Here is a 20,361-nt window from a genome sequence, read left to right on the forward strand (position 1 = left end):
CTCATATATCAAAAGAAATTTGATAGGGAAGGCATGGCGATTAATCTTTTCATTGCATTAATTGTTATCATGGTGCTGTCCACAGGGATGGAAAAAGCGAATGATTTCACAGATGATGCAATCACAGCGATTAATACATCAGAGTTATACGATGAAGGCGAAGGCTCATTATCAGCGAATATAATTTCGAGGAATATTACTGATTTAGTTGAATTTGATAAAAATAATTGGTCGTCATCAGAATTAACTCGACCAAATACCATTCCTTTATCTATGCTTAGTAACATTCAAATAAAGGAAAAATTTGATAGCAATAGAACAGAATTAAATATGTCCACGGAGGGAAAAGATTTATCGAAAAAATATACAATATGGACATCATCAGCAAAAGATTTAGCGAAACTTGACCAGGGGGGCTTGGAATGGAATAACGAATATTACTATCGTTATAGCGTGGATTGGATAACCCTAGCAGTGACGTTGATTATTATGGCTTTCACGTTATTCTCCATTGCTTTCAAATTGGCAAGATTATCTTTCGAGTTGGCTTTCAATTATATTCTAGCGATTGTTGTTGCTCCTGCTGATATACATGATGGACAAAAAACCAAGAAAATTATCCAAGCGATTTTGAATACTTTTCTAGTAATAATCTTGATTTTCTTGTCTATGAAAGTGTATATGATTGGTACAGCATATCTTGCGAATGAATTAACAGGTTTGGCGTATTTGGTTTCCCTAATTGCTTTTTCAGTTGCAGTAGTAGATGGGCCAAATATCGTTGAAAGATTATTTGGCATTGATGCAGGACTTAAAAATGGTTGGGGTCTTCTTGCAGGGGCTTATGCAGGTGGAAAAATGGTTACAGGGCTAGGTAAAGGGTTAGGAAATATGATGAAAGATGGCTCTAGTGAAACGAACCCCCAACAACAAAAACCTTCGAGATTAGGTAACGGAAAAGTACTCTCTCCTAATGGAAACGGTGTAGGTGAAGATGGTGAGAATACTGATAAAGTAAATCAAGATGGTTCTGGTGGAGTTGCAGGTGTTGCAGGGATTCTGAATAAAGGAAAAGGGGATCCAAGTAATAGTCAATCTGGTTCTAGTGAATCTGGTGAAACATCAGAAAATGGAACAACAACAGATGATACACAAGGTACTGGAAGCACAGGAGGTACGGCAAGCGTATCCTCGCAATTGGACGGTGAAAAAGGAGAAGGACAAACAAGAATCAAAGCACCTTCACCGAATGATGCTGACCGTAGAAGCCTTTCACAACAAGGTCAAGGTGGAACTGGTAATATACCGGCCACAAGTGATCCGAACAGTGGACAGAGGGCGCTAGGCATTCAACAATCGGGCATACAAACAGATGCAGATGTTTCAAGCGTTTCAGATCAAGTGCAAGGTAATTCATCAGTTAGCAATATTAATTCTGGTGGCGTACCTTCACCAAGCACGGCAGGTCAATCAAACGCTCCAACAAGTGGGGTTAATGCTCCAACCACAAGTGGTTCAAATAGCGTCCAGAGGGCGCAAGGCGTTCAACAATCGAGCGTACAGACGGATACAGATATTACAAGTGTTTCTGACCAATCACAGGGAAGTACAACGGTTCGTAATGTTCAATCTGGGAGTTCTAGTGCTCCAAGTTCGAGTGGAATAAATCAATCGAATGCACCACAAACCACAAGCGGTCACACTGGCAGTCAAGCAACAACGGGTAGTAATGTACGTCAGACTAACACGACAGCCGTTAATAGTTCTGGTGGAAATGTTGTTGTTGATGAAGATGTTATTGTAAATGAAAATACAAGTAACACCGTTCAAGGAACTAGAAATGTGAGTACAAGAAACAGTGGTGGTAGTCCAACCACGAGTGGTTCTGGGTCGAATAATTTCTTTGGTTCTGGTGGCTCAAATGATACGGTGAGAGGTTCAAGTAATTCAGTGCATCAACAGAGTACATCGCAACAATTAGTTCAAAATGAAACAGCCGTTACTCACGAACACGAACAACAAGTGAGAACGGAAGAAACGCAAAATGTAAACCAGAGGGTTAGACCGAGAAACTATAATGTTGATGGAGGGACATCAAATACCGTAAATCGCATGAGGAATTTCAGAAATAATGATAGAAATAATAATTGAATTGAAAATCGGAAATAGCCACCATGTGGCTATTTCTTTTTCTTTTCATGAAGGAGTTGAAAGAGTTGAGAAGTTATCGAATACCAAGTGAAATATCTACTGAATTACGAATCAATAAACTGCTATACTTGTTCGATTTGTTATTTATTATCGGCTTAATCATGTTTCGCATGGTCGCCTTGCCTTTCATCCACTCGTCATTAGTCTGGTACTTTACATTGTTTCTAGTGTTGTTTGGATTATTTATGATAGCAAGACCTTCAACCAATCCTAAAAAACGGATGTTTCATGCTATCATTTACGCTTTTATTAGAAAAAAAGACTCGTATAGTTCTATTGATTATGAGAAAGGGGAATAAAGCGAATGGTATTATTTGATGAAAAAAAAGTAAATAAAAAAGTGGGTAAAGAGAAATCCCAAGCAGTTTTAGACGAAAGAAATTTAATTACGCAACGAAAAATGGATCAGAAGAAAGTGAAAGTGCTTCCTTCGTTTGCAGATATTACACCAATTATTGATATTTCAAACAATGATTTTTTTGAAATGAGGAACGGTGAATATTTAGAGATTTTGCAGATAACGAGTAAAGATATATATTCACTGAATGAAAGCGATAAAGACAATGACATATTTTCCTTGACCTACTTTTTCCAAGCGTATTTAGGTTCAGTGAAAATTGTTCCTTTGAATACACCAGTGAATTTAGAATTACAAAAGAACAATGTGATAAGAAGGATCAGAAGAAATAAAGTACCCGCGTATCTACCTTTCCTAGAAAAAAAACTGTCGGAATTAGAGTTCTTGGAAAAACATCGGACAGATAGAGAATTCTTTATTTTTGTCTATGCAGAAGATGAAAAGACATTGTTGGAAAGAAAGACACATGTACGGAAGTTGTTAGCCCAAAGTAATCCAGTAATTGAATTACCCGTTACGAAAAAAGTCAACGTGTTATATCAATTGTTTAATCCAAATTCAAAGCCAAAAACTGACTAATAGGAGGAAATACTATGTTAAATGTTTTGTCCAGATTCAGAAAGAGTAAATCAATTGAAGAAGTTAAAGAAGAAAAGGGATATAACCCCCACCTTGTAGCTAGTATTCAGCCACAAGGTGGTATCAAGTTTGAAGGCAGTTATGTTCGGATGGGTGATGGCTATGTATCTTGTATTCACGTTTATAAATACCAGACACTTGTAAATGATTTTTGGCTAGAACAAATTATGAAAATGGAAAATGCTATTGTGACAATAGATGTATCCACAGCAAATAAGCGTGAAATCATTGAAACAATTAATAAGTCTATGTCAGAACAAGATACACGTTTTGTCAATGCGAAAGACAACGTAGATCGGATTGATGCTCGTGATAGTTACGTGGAATTAGATGATTTGTATAATCAAATTTCTAAAGGTGAAATCATGAAACGTATTCATTTAAGAGCGTTTGTAAAAGGTAAAACGCTTGAAGAATTAGAGTATCGGGTAAAAGAAGTTTTAGAAGAATTGGAAAGTAATAACTTTAGAGGTTCTATATTGATTAATGAGCAAGAATGGGAATGGGAAAGCCTGTTTTCTAGTTACGATTCACAATTAAAATACCCTAATAATCGAAAAGGAAAGGAAATACAGTCAATGTCTTTGGCAGGTGGATATCCTTTTCATTATACAAGTTTAAGTGATAAGAATGGAACATATTTCGGCACTACTGATACAAATGGTAGTGTCATTTTTGATTTATTTCACAGGGATAAAAATAGAAAGTTTTATAATGCGCTAATGGTTGGGAAGATGGGTTCTGGTAAATCTACACTTCTAAAGAAAACGGTTGTTGACCAAGCGATTAAGGGAAATAAAATCCGTATTCTCGATGTTACGGGGGAATTTGCGGAAGTCGTTATGAAATTGAACGGTAAACAAATAGCATTAGATGGTTCACAAGGAATCATTAATGCACTTCAAGTATATAAAACAGTTACTAATGATGATGGTACGGCAAACGAATCATTATCATTCACGCAACATTTATCTAAAATGAAAGTTTTCTATAAATTCATTAACCCATCAGCGAAAGACGGAAATGAAGCGAAAGAATTTGAAAATTTATTAAGGCAACTATATGTAAATAAAAACATGTGGTCATCAGATAAGAACAAAATTATTGAGATTACAAAATTCAAAGCAAGCGAGTACCCAATATTTTCAGATTTACTTGCATTCGTAAGATCAGAACTATATGCAGACTTTGAGGAACAAATCCGACACAGTCATTTAGGGAGAGAACGTGAAGTTAGACTTGCTAACATAGAACTTTCACTGAAAAATCTTGTTGAAAACTATGGGGATATTTTCGACGGAACATCTTCAATTGAAAGTTTCGATGATGAATTAGTTGTTTCATTTCCTTTGCGAAACTTAACAAACTTAGACCCCGAAATTTATCAAGCACAGGTTTTCAATATCATGAACATGTTGTGGGACGGAATGATTGTGAACGGTTCACCACAATTTAAAGCGTTTAACCGTGGCGAATTGAAAGGTGAAGATGCAATTAAGTTTTTGATTGTTATTGATGAAGCCCATCATCTAATAAATACAAGGGATGTATCACAACCTGCTGTACTTTATCTTGAAAGATTCATGCGTGAAGCACGTAAATACTTCGGTGGAATATTCTTCGTATCCCATTTAATTACGGACTTTGTACCATCTGGTTCCAATAGTGAAAATGCAGAAAACGTAAAGAAGTTATTCCAGTTGACGCAATACAAATTTATTGGTGAACAGGACGCTGAATCTATGCCAATTATTCAATCGGTTTTTGATGGACAGCTAACTGAATCCGAATCTAGGATTATTCCAACGCTTGAAACAGGTAAAGTCGTTTTATGTATTTCTGGTCTTAAAAACTTAGCGTTTGAAGTAGATGTTTCGCAACAAGAATTAAGAATGTTCGGGGGGGGTGCTTAATTTGACACAGGCAAGTTCAGTAGCAAGAGAAACAGCAAAGGCAACAGCAAGGCACTTAGTTTTGAAGAAATTAAATCTAATTGGCTTAAAATATAAGCTAATAATTGCAGGAATAATTCTTGCGCTTCTTCTTTTAATGGTAATTATTGCAGGTCTTATCGCAACAGTCGGTGGTGGAGAAGATGATAACCCGATTGGTCTAGGTGTAGGGCAAGCATTGGTATCAGCAGAGGTAGCGCAATACCGAGGGGCAATATTCGATGAACTAAGTTTGTTTGGTCTAAGTGAATATACGGAATTGCTTTTAGCTTTAATGATGCAGGAATCTGGTGGAAAAGGAAATGATCCAATGCAAGCATCTGAAAGTTTTTGTGGTGTCATCGGCTGTATATCAGACCCTCAACTTTCAATAGAAAAAGGTGTTCAACATTTTGTGAATGTTTTAGAAAAAGCAAATAAAGATGTCAAATTAACCTTACAAAGTTATAACTTCGGTGGTGGTTTTATCGACTATGTACTGGGGAACGGTGGAGCATATACAAAAGAATTAGCAATCTCATTTTCTCAAATGATGTATCAAAAGTTGGCTTACACTGGCATTTATAAATGTCATAGACCATCGGCAATTCAACACAATGCTTGTTACGGGGATATAGAATATGTTGACGCTGTTTTAAAGTATTTACCATCGGCTGTTATGGGTGGTGGTGAATCACAAATAGTTGCAGGTGATTTACATTCACCAGTAAATAGAGAAATGTACATCACATCGAAATTCGGATGGAGAGATTTAGGAGCAGGCCCAGAACACCATAACGGTATTGATTTAAGGTGTAATGAATCAAATTCAATTCATTCCGTTAAAGAGGGTAGCGTGGTCTATGCAGGACCAGGACCAGGAGGGTATGGGAACTTAGTTACTGTCCAACATGGAGTAAATACTTTCACAAGCTATGCACATTTAAGCAGGGTAGATGTGCAAGTTGGTCAATCCATTGATGGAGGAAATCAAGTTGGTATGTGTGGGAATACAGGTAGATCATATGGAGCGCACTTGCACTTTGAAATCAAAACTGAAATGTGGGGTGGCTACATGAACGCTGCACCATACTTAGGTTTATAAGGGGGATGAAAATGTTTTTATCAAAAAAAGGATTAACCTATTTTCTATCATTTATCCTTATCATTTCACTGATTGCCAATGTATATAGTTTTGCAAAAAGAAATGATATAAGCACAAATCTAAGAGGAAAAGTAAATGAATATGAATCTGAAATGAAGGTGAAAGACAATGAAATCACTCTATTGAACAAAGAGATTTCAAACCTTCAAAAAAAGAAAAATGATATATCAAATGAAAGCGAAAGTGAAAATGAGACGGCTGAAAATACATCTGAAAATGAACATTTTGACGTTAATAAGGAAATGATTAATACAGCTAACCGATTCATTGAATATGCTTTTGACACTAATCCAGAAACCTTTGTTACTAGAAAAAAGTTAGCCCAAAATTTTATGACAGATAATCTACTCGATACACTTTATACATCCGATGGAGTAGATGATGACGCTCAAAAAATAAGTATGGAAGTAAGTAAAGTGGTTGTCTATATTGACGACAACCACAATGATGAAGCGATTATTTACTATGTAGTAAATGAAGAAATACTTACTTCTGGTTATAAAGAAACAGTGGGGAAATATGTGAAACTGAAATTTATAAAGGACGGAAATCAAATAAAAGTATCGAATATTGAACCATTAAGTATAAGTGATGGAGGAATTTAATTTGAAGAAAAAAAGCAAGAAAAATTTAAAGGTCAATATGTCTAATGTCTATATTGTAATGGCATTATGTTTCATCTTAGGCTTTGTTTTTTTTGGTACATCAAAAATTTTTATAGCAGAGGAAATTCCGGTAAATCAAACTGAATTGAATCAAGAATTTGATCTACGTTCAAATGGGAAATTCATCATCAATGATTGGATATATGACGAGGAATATAACAAAATGGAAGTTGTTCTTGTGACAAATGGGATTAAAGATTTTTCAAATAAATTGGATTTTACGGCTGTTTCTAGAATGAATCTGAAACAAGAACTATCTACAAACATTGTATATAATGACAATGAAATTTACATTATACAAATTGAAAATGTACCAAAAAACTTTGACCAACTTGCAGTAAGATTGAATAAAAGTGAAAAGAATAATGCAGATATATTTAATGAAAGTGACGAAGTAGAGGACAGACAAAAGATTATTTCAACTGTATATACAGACCAAAGGGTTGTGAAAAGAGGGACGGTGAAAGAAAAGAACTTCAAGGAATATGCAATCCAAACTACAAATGATTTGATTGGAAATTCTACGTCAGAAATTGAAAAAATTCACCATAACATTGAAATAATTGAAAAGCTAAGTCTTGAAGTAAATGAGGAAATTAAACGATTGAAACAGGAATTACTTTATCAAACATTGGACGATCAAATCAATACCAACAACCAAATTTATAGACTGGAACGTGAAATTGAGGGCTATGAAAAGGACAAAAAAATGATGAACGAGAATATTACAAACATCAAAGCTAAGATTGAAAGATTAGACCAAAAGAACCGAGATTTATATTAATAAATGAACATATTTAGCTGTCACGCTAGCGTTCCTAAGTCGTTAAATGGCTGTCACGCTAGCGTTCCTAAATTCAAAAAACTTGTGCCCATCCAAACACTAGGCTTCGCCTAGTCTCACACTGAAAGTGGGAACAGTTTTCCCTTATGCTCTTTCTTACTAATCTACGCTTTCGCCTCGAATAACAGAATACTGATATACACGAACAGAATACTGATATATACTAAAAGAAGGGGGTGTTACTGTGGAAGTAAGGATTAGAGATGTAGACCCTTACACTGTCAAGAAGATAGATCAATGGGCAAAAGAAAAAGGCATATCAAGACAAGTATATTTAAAAAACCTGCTCGACAGTCTAACCACCATTGATATTCATTCCAATGTTATTGATAAGTATGAAAAGCAATTAGAAGTGAACACTTTGTTTTTAGAAAAGACATCCGACACTATGAGTGAGTTGCTTGAAGTTATAAAAGAATTGATCATAGATGAATAGTTCACCAAACGTTTCTCCTGCCGTTGTGATTAAGTCCAAATTCATTGTAGGTGGTAAATCTAAAACTTCTTTCAACAACTATTTAAACTACATGGATAGGGCAGAAACGCATACTAGAATTAATGAGTTTGAAAGCTATCAAGACTATATGAGTAATGAAGAAAAATCAACTGGATTATTTACACTTCATCAAGACAAACTTAGTAACGATGAAAAGAAAAAATACAAAGATTTATTTAAAGAATCACAGGAGAAGGGGAGTAATTTATGGCAAGATGTTATTTCATTTGATAACGATTGGTTAAAAGAAAACGGTGTTATAAAGGGAAACAACATTGACAATAAAAAGATACAACAAGCAACTAGACAGGCAGTAAATGAAATGCTCAAAAAAGAAGGCTTGATTGATTCGTCCGTCTGGACAGGGGCGATTCATTACAACACAGATAACATTCATGTTCATGTTGCAATCGTTCAAACAAAGGAATTTAAAGAACGTGGTAAAAGGAAGCAAGGTTCTATTGATTTGATGAAATCAAAAGTAGTCAATACCATCATGGACAGGTCGAAACAGAATGAAAAGTTAAACGAATTTATTCGTGATAAGGTTATTGGTTCAAAACAAAAGGATTCCATTATGAGTTTGAAAAATAGGGTAGTAAATAGGGATATGGTAAAGCAATTTAAAAAAATTCATTCCTTACTACCCGATGATAAACGAATGTGGAAATATAACATGAATGCCATACATGATGTAAGACCAGAAATTGATAAGTTGACCAAAATGTATATTCAAAAAAACTTCAAAGTGGAATACAAAGAATTTGAAAAACAATTAGACAAAGAAGTTGAGTTGCACAAAAAAACATATGGAAATTCTGCTAGTTCGGAAAAATATAAAGAAACAAAAATGAAAGATTTGTATGCCAGAATAGGCAACACTATTTTGAAAGAAGTTCGTCAATACGATAAACAATTAAATGATGTTACTAGAAAAAAGGGGGGTAAGTTTTTTGTTCAACGTGATTTGAATAATGCCATGTTTATGATGAATGGTTACATGAAAGATGATTTACAAAGTTTTAAAAATCAAAGGGCATTTGAAGAATTACAGAATGAAAAAGGTCTTGACCGTTAGGAGGAATTGGATTGGAGGAAAAAAAACAATATCGTTTTCGTTTGAGTGATGAATTAGATAGCTACATCGAGGATTACACGCTGAATAATGAAATCCCCCGTGAGGATAAATCCGAAGGGCTAGCACGTATCATACGGGAGCATAAGGAGTTAAGTAAGAGAAATTGGAACTTGGGATACGTTACGGATACAATCACCGAAAATGTTACTCAATCCGTTCAAACTGCTCTTCAAAAAAGTATATCAAAGGAAATAACAAAGGTTCGATTGGGTACAAATAATGCTGATAAAAATACGCAAATATTAATTGAGTTATTACAAGGATTCATGCAAATGCAAAACATGGAACACATCATGACAACTGATTTAAACAAACCCGAATTTTTAAGCGATGTTGAAAATCTAGTACAAGATAGAATCAATTTACAAAAGCAAAAGAAAGATAATCACATTCAAAAGGAGAGATAAATGATGGCAGTTTTCAGCAATAATTTTACTTTAGCTTTAATTAAAGAAGTAGGAGAAAATGATCTTTTGTTGACGGTGAATGGCGAGGACATTGAAGTTGAATTGAATGAAAATAATCGACAACCAATTTTAGATGCAGTGACAGATGGAATATATTTAGTGCCGTTTGATACCGGTAAAAAAGAATTACTTATGACGATTGATGAAGCCACGTTGTATGAAGCATTTCCAGAAGCAGAATTGTCGGAACTCATTGGCTCAACCGATGAAATTGATGAAGAAGAATAGTCGTTTTTCTATTAATAAAGGGAGTGGTTAGTGTGGGTGATAGAGTGAATCAAGATGAAATCAAGCAAGCAAATGATGTTCATGTTTTGGATTACTTAAACTCAAAGGGAGAAAATTTTGTAAAGCAGGGGAAATATTTTAGACACGCTGAACACGATTCGTTAATTATCAATGAAAACGGGAAATGGTTTTGGAACAGTCGTGGAGAAGGTGGCTTCGGTGCAATAAGTTTTGCTAGAGCCTACTACGATATGACCTTTCAAGATGCTGTCCGTGATGTTAATGGGCAATCAATAACAAGGTCATATGCAAATGAAGTTGTTCATCAAGAATCCAAAGAATTTAGTTATCCCAAGCAGTATGAAGCCATTACCCAAAGAACTATAAAGCAGTATCTCGTTAATGAAAGAATGTTAGATGAAAAGACAGTCGAAGCGTTGATAAAAAGAGATTTAGTGGCAGAAGATAAATTAAAAAATTGCGTTTTCAAATGGAAGGATTCTGACGGAAAAATTGTTGGTGGCGACCGACAAGGCACAGTGAAGATGGAGAATAAGCGTGGTTCATTTAAACAGATTATGGCGAATAGCAAAGAAGATGGTGGGTTCAGATTAGATATAGGCAAGCCGAATAAAATTGCTTTGTTTGAATCACCAATTGACGCATTAAGCTACTTCGATTTACACAAACCAAAAGATATTCGTTTGCAATCAATGTCTGGATTAAAAGATCAAGCTGCCACTTCAAGTATTAAAGAATTAATAAGGGATTGCAGAAAAGAAAATATACAAGTCGAAAAGGTTATTATTGCAGTCGATAATGACAAAGCAGGTGCTGAATTCACTGAAAGATGGATGAATTTAATCAACATCGGTGAGGTTCATAAACCGAAGTATAAAGATTGGAATATTGATTTGAAAGCAATAAAAGATGTTCATAAAGAAAAGGAGCATAGTATGTCCAAGCAATATGTTGGAATCGAAAGGTGATGTAAAATCAGATGGCGTATAAACGGAAAACACAGGAGGAACGAGCCAAAGAAATTGAAGATTTAACATCGGGAATGGAAGCCCGTATCCCTACTTATTTCAGAAGTCGGGAAAGCGTTAAGGAGTATATGAATTTCATGGGTAAGTTCCATAACTATTCACTTAATAACGGCATGTTAATTGATAGTCAATTCAGAGGTGCGGAAGCAGTTGGTTCATTCGCATTTTGGAAATCGAAAGGTTTTGCGGTCAATAAGGGTGAAAAAGGGATAAAAATTCTTGTTCCTAAAATCGTGACTTATTTTGATAGAAACGGTAAAGAAGTTCAATTGAAGTTTGCAACAAAAGCCGAAAAAGAAAAGATAGAAAATAAGCAAATTCCAAGTTATACCCGTACTTTCTTTGATGTGGGACACGTATTCGATGTTTCTCAAACAAATGCAACAGCTAAAGATTTACCCGGAATTTTTCCGAATAGATGGCTTGAGGGTTCAGTTGAAAATTATAATTCTATGTACAACGCTCTTGAAAAAGTTGCACATGCTAACAGCATAAAAATTGTTGAGCCTTATGAAGAATTAGGAGTTGCTAAAGGTGCAAGTTACACAATGTTAAAAGAAGTTGCCCTTAACCCACGTAACAGCGAGTTACAGAACGTTAAGACATTGGCGCATGAATTAGCACATGCAGTTATGCATACAGCAGACACGCACGGGAAATATACAACGCAAGAAAAAGAGTTCCAAGCTGAAATGGTTGCATATACAGTTTCAAATTACTTCGGGCTTGATACAACTGAATATTCTTTGCCGTACTTGAATCACTGGACAGCAGGTAAGGAATTGAAAGATCAAGAACAGCTTCTGAAAGAGGTTAAAGACACTTCACATGAATTTATATCCGTTATAGAAAAAGAACTGATAATTGAAAGGAGCATTGCAATGGAATTAATTAATGAAAATACACTCGGTACTGTTATTTATGAGCATAATAATCCAGAACAGCAAGTGCTTTTACTTCAAGACCTTAATACGAATGTTCAGCAAGAATTTCAAATTGATAAGTCACTGAACGTCATGAATGACGGGAAAACTTACTCATTACCAAATGAACTTTTAACAAGAGGTAATGCAGAAAACTTAAATGAAGCTGTCCGTAATAGTGAATCCACATCTTTCATTCTCTCTAAAGAAGAATTGTTCAATTTACAGGAACGGAATATGATTAATCAACCAATTGCGAAAGAAAAAGAAGGAAAAGATTACTATGAAGAACTATTAGCCATACAAGAAAATAACGGTCTAGTTTCAAATACAGTAGAGTTCGACAACCGTAATTTCCTAGAGTATTTGAAAAAAGAAAACCCGAATGATTACATTGAATACCTTACTAACAAAGCATTTCATGAACACGAAAGGATAAATGAAGGAGAAATTAATATCAAAGAACCGATGATGTTTATTCATGGTGTAAGTACAGAATTTGAAAGTTTTGGCCAAATGAATAATCTTGATCTTGACGATTATAAGTATGCACAAACAGAATATACAGTCGCTATACCAGATGATGAAAAAGCTATGATGGCGATAAGTGGTTTTTATGATTCTGAAAGATACGCCCACCCATTGCATCACTTAGACAAGGGAAATCTCGTTGATAAAGAAACGTATAATTTACTAGAAAACAACTATCATGATGTGCTATTAAAAATAGAGGATAAACAGATTCAAGCATTCGCTTCGTCCATTCGGGGGAAAATAGAAAAAGGGGAATTGGATTTATCGCCACAAGTAAATGATGCACCGAACAACAAATCACAAGTGGTTAGTAAAGTGCAATCATTTGAAATCGAAAGGTAGTGTGGGCATGTCCATAAAAGAAGAACAGAAAAGCACATTAGCAAGTCTGCATTTTTGGAGAAGAAATCAAATGGTTGCAAGGCGTGAACATGATACACCAGAAGTCGAAAATAGCGACAAAGCAATTAGGGTTTTATTTGAAAGAGCCGATGCACAGGCTATTCCTTTTAAGTTACAAAATACTGTGATGCACCATGCAGAACATAATCGAGACGAGGGATTCAGTGACATGAATATTAATGACAAAGAAAAAGACCAGGGCATTAATAAAGAAGGTCATGAATTACGAGTTACTTCACTTGAAAGTCAACAAATACGAGATAGTGATGAAGTTGCCCGAATTATTATGACTAATGGAATTACGGGGAAAGATCATACTTTTAGTGTTTGGGCAGGCGATATTGAAAATAACGAATTAGAACCTTATTATGTGTACTTAAACAACCCCCAGGACTTGCAGGGCGATGATTTAAGCGTGGAAGATTCATTGTCTAATGCTTTATATGATTCGTCATTAATTGAGATTGTGAAGGACAGCGAGGGCATTCAACAAAGCATACAAGACTATTATCATGACGAGGGCAAAACATTTAGTTTTGACATTCCTGTTTCTCAACAAAATTTAGACTTGCATACTATGATTGTCGATGAAGAAGTTGCCGACCTGCTTATGAAGATTGAGAAAAACATGCTGACTAAAGAGGACGTTGTGGACTTTGGGAAGTTAGTTGAACATGACACTAGTACAAAATATGACCTTGCGTCATACTTGCAAGATTCAATTGAAGTAGTTTTGAAAGAGAACGGTATTGAAAAAGATGAAGTTAATCACGTAAATAGTGCTTTACAAGCATTAAGTATCGAAAGCGACATTACCAATTTTTCTAAAAATAAATCCGTTGATAAAGCTAATGAAGAACAAGAATTAAAATTCTAGGGATAGCGGATTGTGGAGAGCTGCCATACATCTTTTAGTTTGGCCACTCGGAACAAGTAGCGAACTCGGGGCGCTAGATACATGCGGTATGTAAGTTATTTTTTTACCGCATGTATCAGTATTCTGTTCAAAATGAACGGAATACTGCTTTAAATACAAAGTTAAAGGAACGTTAAAATATGGTAGTTGTGATCCTAGCTGAAAAACCAAGTCAAGAAAAAGCGTATCAAGTGGAGAAAACATCAATCACTTTAAAAGCGTGTAAGACCTTTCCAGAAGGTGCTATTATCACATTGGGTATCGGTCATTTAGTATCTTTGAAGATGCCGAATGAGTACAAGGAGGAGTGGGGCAAATGGGATTTGAAAAACTTACCCATCGTTCCAGATGAATTTCAATTTAAGGTAGTAAGCGATAAGAAAACTCAATTCTCTTTTATCAAGAAATTATTCAATTACCCTGCTGTTTCATCAATCGTGAAAGCTTGAGATCTCGATATATCTCCATAAAAACATATGTACATAAATATAAAAATGCACATAACCAAATTAAACATCTGGAATTATGTGCATTTCTAAAAAAAATATGAATTTTTGAATGATCGAAGTCCTATTATGGCAGAAGCTAATAAAATTATAGATGAATTAACTGTTGAATTACTTATTGCACCATTAGGTTCAGAGTTTATCACTTCTGGCAATCCCGTATTTAAACTTTAAAACTCAGCCAACAGGACTGGGGTTATTGTCTTCCCCTTTTCATTTTTTAAAATTGTCTATAGTGGTTAATGAGAGCTATACATACCATCAGTATTATCCTCTGCAATGTTTGCCGATGAATTATTTCTCAATGCTTGTGACATATAGAATTCTACAGCCAAATAATTGTCTTCGAATATCACTTCTGGACCAATCACTGATACGATTTCTCTTTTTATCTCTTCTAATTGAACGTAGAAAAATTCCTTTCTTGTATTGACCAAATTAACTCTTGTACTGTTAAATACTTTGTGTAAATGATTTTCCAGTTCAGGTGCATTGTCTGTTAATATCATAGCGTGGACATCATATTGAAATGGCACACCTGCCCCACTTAATTCTCGAATCCTATCCTTAGGTTCAAGACGTCTTGTCATTCCAATTTTATATACATTTTCCCCTAATGTCCCAACATTAGATACCACATAAACATATCCAGACTTTCCGATTAAATGTCTTTCGTTAACTTCTACTTTTTTCTTTGTTATTAAATTTAGATTATCTTCTAATTCTTTGATTTTATCTAGTAATTCCACATTTAAACCCTTAGAATCCGCAAACTCTTTGTTAATTTTATTTAATTCGTTGTTAACTGACTTTTCTCGTTGATTTAATTCATTTAATTTTTCTTTAATCTCTTTTTCTACAGCTTTGCGTTCTCGCTCTTCCTCTTTAAGAGTATTCAGTTTTTCCTTTTCTTTTTCTTCAAAGATTTTCTGTTCATATACAATCTTTAGTTCATTCAATTTTAATTGGTAAAACTCCTTATTAATCGTGAGTTTATGCGGTGTATTCAGCTTATCTAAAGTAGCACAGGAGTTTTCAATCCGTTTTAAGACAGTGCTATAGTTACTGTAACGCAATCCAGCAATAGCGTTGTCACAATCAATATTAAAAGCACGAATTGTTGATTTGATTAATTTGTCGGTCATCTTCCTTCCTTCAACCACACTTCCGCTGACTTCCCAAATAACGCCAACGTGAATTGCATCTTTGTTTCTAATCATAAGTTTCTGTGCAGAATAATTATTCACAAGCTCTTCTTTAAATTCTTCAGTGGTTGAAAAAGGGTAGACATTTTTGTAAAACGCCACTTCTTGCAATTTCTTTTCATCATCAGCTCTCGCTATAGAATCCTCGAGTTCTTTCAATTGTTTTTTTGCATCTTGTATTTTTTGATTAAGCCCATCTAACATCACTAAGCTATTATTTAACTCAATCAACCCTACTTTTCGAGTTTCGTATTCTAATATCATTTCAGCAATACTTTTTTTCAGTTTTTCGTATTCTAAAAGCTCCTTATTAGCCACTATATTTAGTTTATCACTCACAATTTTGTTAATTTCGCTGTTCAAATTTTGTTTTTCGTTGATTAACTCACTATTCTTTTTCTTTATTAATTCCGTTTCTGTTGCAATTTTGTCCAACTCGCTTCTAGCAGCACGATAATTTGAAAAGAGTGATTTTAATTCAGTTAATTGTTTTTCAAGTTCCTTGTTCTTCTGGTCAAGCACAATTAATTTACTTTCCTGCTCACTTTTAACTATATTAAGAGAACTTATTTCATTTTCATTTTTCAACTTTAATTTTGTAAGGGCATCCACTTCAATGGCTATCTTCCTTTGAGTGGCTATTTCTGAAGTGATTTTATTTTTCAAGGAAATTATTTCATTTTTACCTTTTTCTAATTCAGTGTCATTTTTACTTGTTGTTCTTTCTAGTTTATCTACTTCATTTTTTAATAGCTTTATTTCTTCATTTGATACAGAAAGCTCCTTATTGAGTTCATCCAATCGTTCAACTGTGAATAGATACTTTTTTTTACTTACTAACATTATCTCCACTCCTCATAACTTAGTAATCTATTTTATTAATGCTCCAATCCCCTATATTTTTTAAAATCTAATCTAGTGTTTTTCTTATTTTCCCAATACATTAAGGCCTATAAATACTATTTGAAATTGATGTTTCGACACCATTGTCTGTTCTTGATATGAATCAGTGGAATGTCTTAAAAATCTTCTGAATATAATATGTTGAACCTTCGTCCTGTTCATTTTCCTTAAGGATCAATCTCCTTCGACATATTCCCTTGAATTTATTGTAAGTATACATCAAAACCAATTCACAAAGATTTTATGACATATCTCAATAATTTTTTTGTACATAATAACCTTCATTCATATTAGCTTATTACATAAGTATCTGATGAAGTTTTAATCTGCAAGTAAATAAAAAATGCACATAACCAGATTGAATACTGGAATTTATGTGCATCTTTCCTCTCTATAATTGACCTTCTAATGAGGCTGGAACCCTCAATAATATGTTCTTTCTTTTATTGGATTACATGGGATTTTTCAAACTTATAATCTGCATTTTGAATGCTTTAAAAATGGTGGTCGAACGGGTTTTGAAGAAATATATATATGAAGTCCAGTCCATCCATGACTGCAAAGTGGTAAAGCTATTTGAAAAAGATCGGTGAAGGGAAAGGTTCACAAATAATATTTATTGAGGGCATTAATAAATTCATCGTTTCAACGATTGATGAAGCACCTGAAAAACTACAATCCCATAAAATTCAAACGGCTGTAAATGAACAACAAGAAGCACAATTCATAGGTGTTTGCCCTGTCTGTAAAAAAGGTAAGATGGCAGATAGAAAATCATTTTTCGGCTGTTCAGAATACAAATCTGGTTGCTCCTTCTCTATCTCTAAATCAATTGCGGGGAAAAAACTCACTGAAAAGAACGTGAAGGATTTACTAGAAAAAGGGGAAACCGTGAAGTTAAAAGGATTTAAAAGCAATGGAGGAAAAATCTTCGAGTCTAAACTATCGGTCAAAGATGGAAAAGTGCAATTTCAATTTAACTAACAAAAAAGAAGTGTTCTCGGTTATGAGAACACTTCTTTTTCCACACTCCACACACTATCACAGAGGATAAACTCTGCGAAAGTTATGTGTGTATTATAGCACGTTATAGCTTAAATTTCAATTGGATAAATTGAGTAACCTTCTAAGAATTGCGCCATCTGTTCACTGGTTGGTGCTTGAAAATCGTTGCTATCTGAAACATCAACTACCATGAAGTTCCCCGTGTTGCTGATTGTCTAATTCGATACCTTGTGAACCAATTGCCACCTATATTTAAACCCATTATATAACCCTTCCTCGTCAATCAGTAGAGCGATATTATCAGACAGATAAATAAATCACTTCAATTGTTTGCACTTCCAGAACATCATAAGCAAATGGTTTACCGGATTTTAGTATGCTTGGCGCTTCATCATTTAGTTTTGTTTCAGATTAAAGTTGACCTCAAACTGTAGTAGATGTATATTTAAGGCAACCACTATAGAAGAAAAGAAGAAACGTTTCTACCAATAAAACAACGAAAGAATATTCGGGGGTGTTAAATTGGCTATTACGATAACAATGGGAATTCAAAAAGGTGGATGTGGAAAGTCTACCACTACTGGAATTCTAGCTCATTTACTGAATAATGATGGTTACCGAGTTCTTACGATTGATATGGATTCACAAGGGAATTTGACAGAGATGCTGTCCGGAGAATCGTCTAACGAGTTTGTAGGTAAATCGGTTCTTGAAGCAATGCAGCAGAACAATGTAAAAGATTTTTTATATTCGGTTAATGAAAATTTCGATCTACTACCGGCGAATAATTTCCTTGCTACTTTTGCAAGATGGATTTATACAGGGAAAACGTATGCAGGTGATACCATTCCTTTTACCGGAAGCCCTACGTTGATTTTGGATAATTTATTGGATCAAGTAAGAGAAGAGTATGATTTTATATTAATTGACACCCCACCATCTTTAAGTGAGCAAACAACAAATTCCTTGTGTGCGAGTGAATTTGTTATTGTCATGTACGAATCTTCAAATTGGTGTTATTCTGCTGTACCTAATTTTATGGATTCAGTCGAGAGTGCTAAAGAGTTTGGAAAACGTGATACTGAAGTAATTGGTATTTTGAGGACAATGAATGATGTCCGAAGAATTGATGTGAAAGCTTTTAACGAAATCATAGCAGAGGACTATCCAGAACTAGTATTTCAAACAGTGATTACGAGAAAAGCTCCCGTCGGACGATTGTCGTTATATGGGTTCAAGGAAAATAAAGAGCTTAATAAAGCTCTAGAGCAATATATACATTTTTACAAGGAGTTGATAGAACGTGTCAAAAATCAATGAAATTAAAAACTTGAAACGGCAACAAAGAATAGTATCACCCTCGCAGGTTTTATCTGAAGATATTAAGGAAGAAAACAACGTTTCTTCAAAGGTTGAAAGGAAGAGGGTTTCATTCGATTTGCGAACTGATCTTCATCAAGAACTAAAACTGCAATCTGTTATTCAGGACAAAAACATTTATATTTTGATAGAAGAAGCTTTGACAAACTATTTAAAAGAAAAATAACTCGATTTACTTTATAGCGAAAAATATTAACATTGCGGAGTTATCTTTACTATGGTCCAAAAGATATTACCTGACTTTCTTAAGTGGTCAAGAATAAGAAAATCCATCTTCTTAGGAGGGTGGATTTTTATGTACTAAAGTATTGGTAAAGACAAAATTGTACATCGTCTATACCTACCAGTTTCAAACTTAACAGGAAGAAACCTTTGAAGAAAACAACGTTTCTTCAAAGGTTGAAAGGATTATCGATTGGTGTAGATTAGTAAGTCTATACTTATATTCTGTTCTGTTCTTAAAAGACGATTATGAAATATGAACACATGGATGCCCCTAAAGGAGTGAACAAACAGTTTTAACAAATTGGAAATAAGAGTGCTTATATAATAGGTGGACTAGATATTAGGAAAAGAAACAACTGAGGACCTCATTATGGTTTCCACCCAGATGTTGCCACTATATATTATCCTCTAATGTGCCTTGTCTTTAGAAAATAACTGGCCCTAACGACTTTGTGCAGTTCATCACCAGCCCTCCCTTTAATGACCTCAGCCACATATTCTTTTTCGACGGGAGAACCGTTAATTTGATTCACTGATTCATTCAACTTCTTTGTAACCTTTACCATGCTTCCTGAGTAGGCATATTCTTTTATAATCCTTTTTTCTAAAGTATCGGCATCGTAATCCTCCACCAGACTCACAAACGCTTGCAATTCCAATATTTTGTTTTTTGCTTGTTGAATTGTGGGTAGCTTTTTCATCGATGATATCCCCTTCTGAAATAGTAATATTTTTAAAAGTTTGGGTAGCTGTTGTTAAAAATCATTATATATGAAAATACAAAATACTCAACTAACTAAATTGTTTATTCTGTATATTCACCAATTTGGATGGTGGGGTAAATTGGTTATGACAATACGGGAATGTCGTAACTTAGAAAAACGAATTCACATGCTAATTATGGATAAATTCGAATGACCCTCCCTGACTTTCCAAGAAGGGGTTTTCACTACTCATCGTTGAGGTCAATCTTCATAATTATTCAGTTAGACAGGCCTGACGTTCACCAGTAAGCCCGTTAATTCAACGATGTATATATTTTATGCATACAGAAAGTGAAGGGCCATAGAAGGGAAACTGAGGCATTACAAGGGGTTTCCTGTCTTGATCAACTGCCGAGAACTGGTGTTATGTCTACTAAGGGTGGCCAAATTGAATTATTGGCTAAAAA

Annotated in this window: 21 protein-coding genes; 19 read left to right on the forward strand and 2 right to left on the reverse strand. The window is 34.6% G+C overall.

Annotation, left to right across the window (positions count from 1 at the left end):
• The 16 genes from KSU66_RS20155 to KSU66_RS20230 all read left to right on the forward strand — a co-directional run.
• Positions 1-2,151 (forward strand): pLS20_p028 family conjugation system transmembrane protein (locus KSU66_RS20155; protein ID WP_269053245.1); only part of this gene is annotated, 2,151 nt, incomplete at its 5' end.
• Positions 2,152-2,216: 65 nt separating this feature from the next.
• On the forward strand, positions 2,217-2,510 hold the full coding sequence (locus KSU66_RS20160) for a DUF5592 family protein (protein WP_269053246.1): 294 nt from the start codon (positions 2,217-2,219) through the stop codon (positions 2,508-2,510).
• A gap of 5 nt (positions 2,511-2,515) precedes the next feature.
• Complete coding sequence (locus KSU66_RS20165; RefSeq protein ID WP_269053247.1) at positions 2,516-3,148, forward strand: hypothetical protein; 633 nt, start codon at positions 2,516-2,518, stop codon at positions 3,146-3,148.
• 14 nt (positions 3,149-3,162) lie between these two features.
• On the forward strand, positions 3,163-5,121 hold the full coding sequence (locus tag KSU66_RS20170) for a VirB4 family type IV secretion system protein (protein WP_269053248.1): 1,959 nt from the start codon (positions 3,163-3,165) through the stop codon (positions 5,119-5,121).
• A gap of 1 nt (position 5,122) precedes the next feature.
• Positions 5,123-6,244 carry a lysozyme family protein gene (locus KSU66_RS20175; protein ID WP_269053249.1) on the forward strand — a complete coding sequence of 374 codons (1,122 nt, stop codon included), beginning with the start codon at positions 5,123-5,125 and terminating at the stop codon, positions 6,242-6,244.
• Between the two features lie 11 nt (positions 6,245-6,255).
• The gene (locus tag KSU66_RS20180; RefSeq protein ID WP_269053250.1) at positions 6,256-6,909 is read left to right on the forward strand and encodes a hypothetical protein; all 654 of its coding nucleotides are present in this window, start codon (positions 6,256-6,258) and stop codon (positions 6,907-6,909) included.
• A gap of 1 nt (position 6,910) precedes the next feature.
• The gene (locus tag KSU66_RS20185) at positions 6,911-7,753 is read left to right on the forward strand and encodes a hypothetical protein (protein ID WP_269053251.1); all 843 of its coding nucleotides are present in this window, start codon (positions 6,911-6,913) and stop codon (positions 7,751-7,753) included.
• A gap of 244 nt (positions 7,754-7,997) precedes the next feature.
• A complete protein-coding gene (locus tag KSU66_RS20190; RefSeq protein WP_269053252.1) occupies positions 7,998-8,249 on the forward strand; it encodes a hypothetical protein in 252 nt (83 codons plus the stop codon).
• Positions 8,242-9,387 (forward strand): MobP2 family relaxase, encoded by a 1,146-nt coding sequence (mobP2, locus tag KSU66_RS20195; RefSeq protein WP_269053253.1) that lies wholly within the window; start codon positions 8,242-8,244, stop codon positions 9,385-9,387. Before KSU66_RS20190 ends, mobP2 begins: the two co-directional genes overlap by 8 nt.
• A gap of 11 nt (positions 9,388-9,398) precedes the next feature.
• Positions 9,399-9,854, forward strand: a complete 456-nt coding sequence (locus tag KSU66_RS20200) for a hypothetical protein (RefSeq protein WP_269053254.1) — start codon at positions 9,399-9,401, stop codon at positions 9,852-9,854.
• A 3-nt stretch (positions 9,855-9,857) separates the two neighbouring features.
• A complete protein-coding gene (locus tag KSU66_RS20205; protein WP_269053255.1) occupies positions 9,858-10,142 on the forward strand; it encodes a hypothetical protein in 285 nt (94 codons plus the stop codon).
• Positions 10,143-10,174: 32 nt separating this feature from the next.
• Positions 10,175-11,131 carry a DUF3991 and TOPRIM domain-containing protein gene (locus tag KSU66_RS20210; protein WP_269053256.1) on the forward strand — a complete coding sequence of 319 codons (957 nt, stop codon included), beginning with the start codon at positions 10,175-10,177 and terminating at the stop codon, positions 11,129-11,131.
• An 11-nt stretch (positions 11,132-11,142) separates the two neighbouring features.
• Entirely contained in the window at positions 11,143-12,990 is a 1,848-nt protein-coding gene (locus tag KSU66_RS20215; RefSeq protein WP_269053257.1) for an ImmA/IrrE family metallo-endopeptidase, read from the forward strand.
• Positions 12,991-12,997: 7 nt separating this feature from the next.
• Positions 12,998-13,927, forward strand: coding sequence for a hypothetical protein (locus tag KSU66_RS20220; protein ID WP_269053258.1), 930 nt, complete (start codon positions 12,998-13,000; stop codon positions 13,925-13,927).
• A gap of 179 nt (positions 13,928-14,106) precedes the next feature.
• Positions 14,107-14,415: a hypothetical protein gene (locus tag KSU66_RS20225; RefSeq protein WP_269053259.1), complete on the forward strand. Its 309-nt coding sequence runs from the start codon at positions 14,107-14,109 to the stop codon at positions 14,413-14,415.
• A gap of 105 nt (positions 14,416-14,520) precedes the next feature.
• Positions 14,521-14,646, forward strand: coding sequence for a hypothetical protein (locus tag KSU66_RS20230; RefSeq protein WP_269053260.1), 126 nt, complete (start codon positions 14,521-14,523; stop codon positions 14,644-14,646).
• A 65-nt stretch (positions 14,647-14,711) separates the two neighbouring features.
• Here the strand turns inward: KSU66_RS20230 and KSU66_RS20235 are convergent, their stop codons facing one another.
• Positions 14,712-16,520: a DUF4041 domain-containing protein gene (locus tag KSU66_RS20235; protein WP_269053261.1), complete on the reverse strand. Its 1,809-nt coding sequence runs from the start codon at positions 16,518-16,520 to the stop codon at positions 14,712-14,714.
• A gap of 636 nt (positions 16,521-17,156) precedes the next feature.
• Between KSU66_RS20235 and KSU66_RS20240 the strand changes: the two genes are divergently transcribed.
• The 3 genes from KSU66_RS20240 (at position 17,157) to KSU66_RS20250 (ending at position 19,131) form a co-directional block, all read left to right on the forward strand.
• Entirely contained in the window at positions 17,157-17,564 is a 408-nt protein-coding gene (locus KSU66_RS20240) for a topoisomerase C-terminal repeat-containing protein (RefSeq protein ID WP_269053262.1), read from the forward strand.
• Positions 17,565-18,107: 543 nt separating this feature from the next.
• On the forward strand, positions 18,108-18,905 hold the full coding sequence (locus tag KSU66_RS20245) for a ParA family protein (protein WP_269053263.1): 798 nt from the start codon (positions 18,108-18,110) through the stop codon (positions 18,903-18,905).
• The gene (locus KSU66_RS20250) at positions 18,889-19,131 is read left to right on the forward strand and encodes a hypothetical protein (protein WP_269053264.1); all 243 of its coding nucleotides are present in this window, start codon (positions 18,889-18,891) and stop codon (positions 19,129-19,131) included. Before KSU66_RS20245 ends, KSU66_RS20250 begins: the two co-directional genes overlap by 17 nt.
• A 460-nt stretch (positions 19,132-19,591) precedes the next feature.
• On the opposite strand, the gene KSU66_RS20255 is transcribed toward KSU66_RS20250, so the two are convergent.
• Complete coding sequence (locus tag KSU66_RS20255; protein WP_269053265.1) at positions 19,592-19,891, reverse strand: hypothetical protein; 300 nt, start codon at positions 19,889-19,891, stop codon at positions 19,592-19,594.
• Positions 19,892-20,361: the final 470 nt, after the last annotated feature.

Source organism: Sporosarcina sp. G11-34, assembly GCF_026931025.1.

Excerpts from the sequence above, each read along its gene's own strand:
- KSU66_RS20180 (WP_269053250.1), top strand. The coding sequence starts at position 6,256 with ATGTTTTTATCAAAAAAAGGATTAACCTATTTTCTATCATTTATCCTT.
- KSU66_RS20170 (WP_269053248.1), top strand. The coding sequence starts at position 3,163 with ATGTTAAATGTTTTGTCCAGATTCAGAAAGAGTAAATCAATTGAAGAA.
- mobP2 (WP_269053253.1), top strand. The coding sequence starts at position 8,242 with ATGAATAGTTCACCAAACGTTTCTCCTGCCGTTGTGATTAAGTCCAAA.
- KSU66_RS20215 (WP_269053257.1), top strand. The coding sequence starts at position 11,143 with ATGGCGTATAAACGGAAAACACAGGAGGAACGAGCCAAAGAAATTGAA.
- KSU66_RS20220 (WP_269053258.1), top strand. The coding sequence starts at position 12,998 with ATGTCCATAAAAGAAGAACAGAAAAGCACATTAGCAAGTCTGCATTTT.
- KSU66_RS20225 (WP_269053259.1), top strand. The coding sequence starts at position 14,107 with ATGGTAGTTGTGATCCTAGCTGAAAAACCAAGTCAAGAAAAAGCGTAT.
- KSU66_RS20165 (WP_269053247.1), top strand. The coding sequence starts at position 2,516 with ATGGTATTATTTGATGAAAAAAAAGTAAATAAAAAAGTGGGTAAAGAG.
- KSU66_RS20205 (WP_269053255.1), top strand. The coding sequence starts at position 9,858 with ATGGCAGTTTTCAGCAATAATTTTACTTTAGCTTTAATTAAAGAAGTA.
- KSU66_RS20255 (WP_269053265.1), bottom strand. The coding sequence starts at position 19,891 with ATGAAAAAGCTACCCACAATTCAACAAGCAAAAAACAAAATATTGGAA.
- KSU66_RS20235 (WP_269053261.1), bottom strand. The coding sequence starts at position 16,520 with ATGTTAGTAAGTAAAAAAAAGTATCTATTCACAGTTGAACGATTGGAT.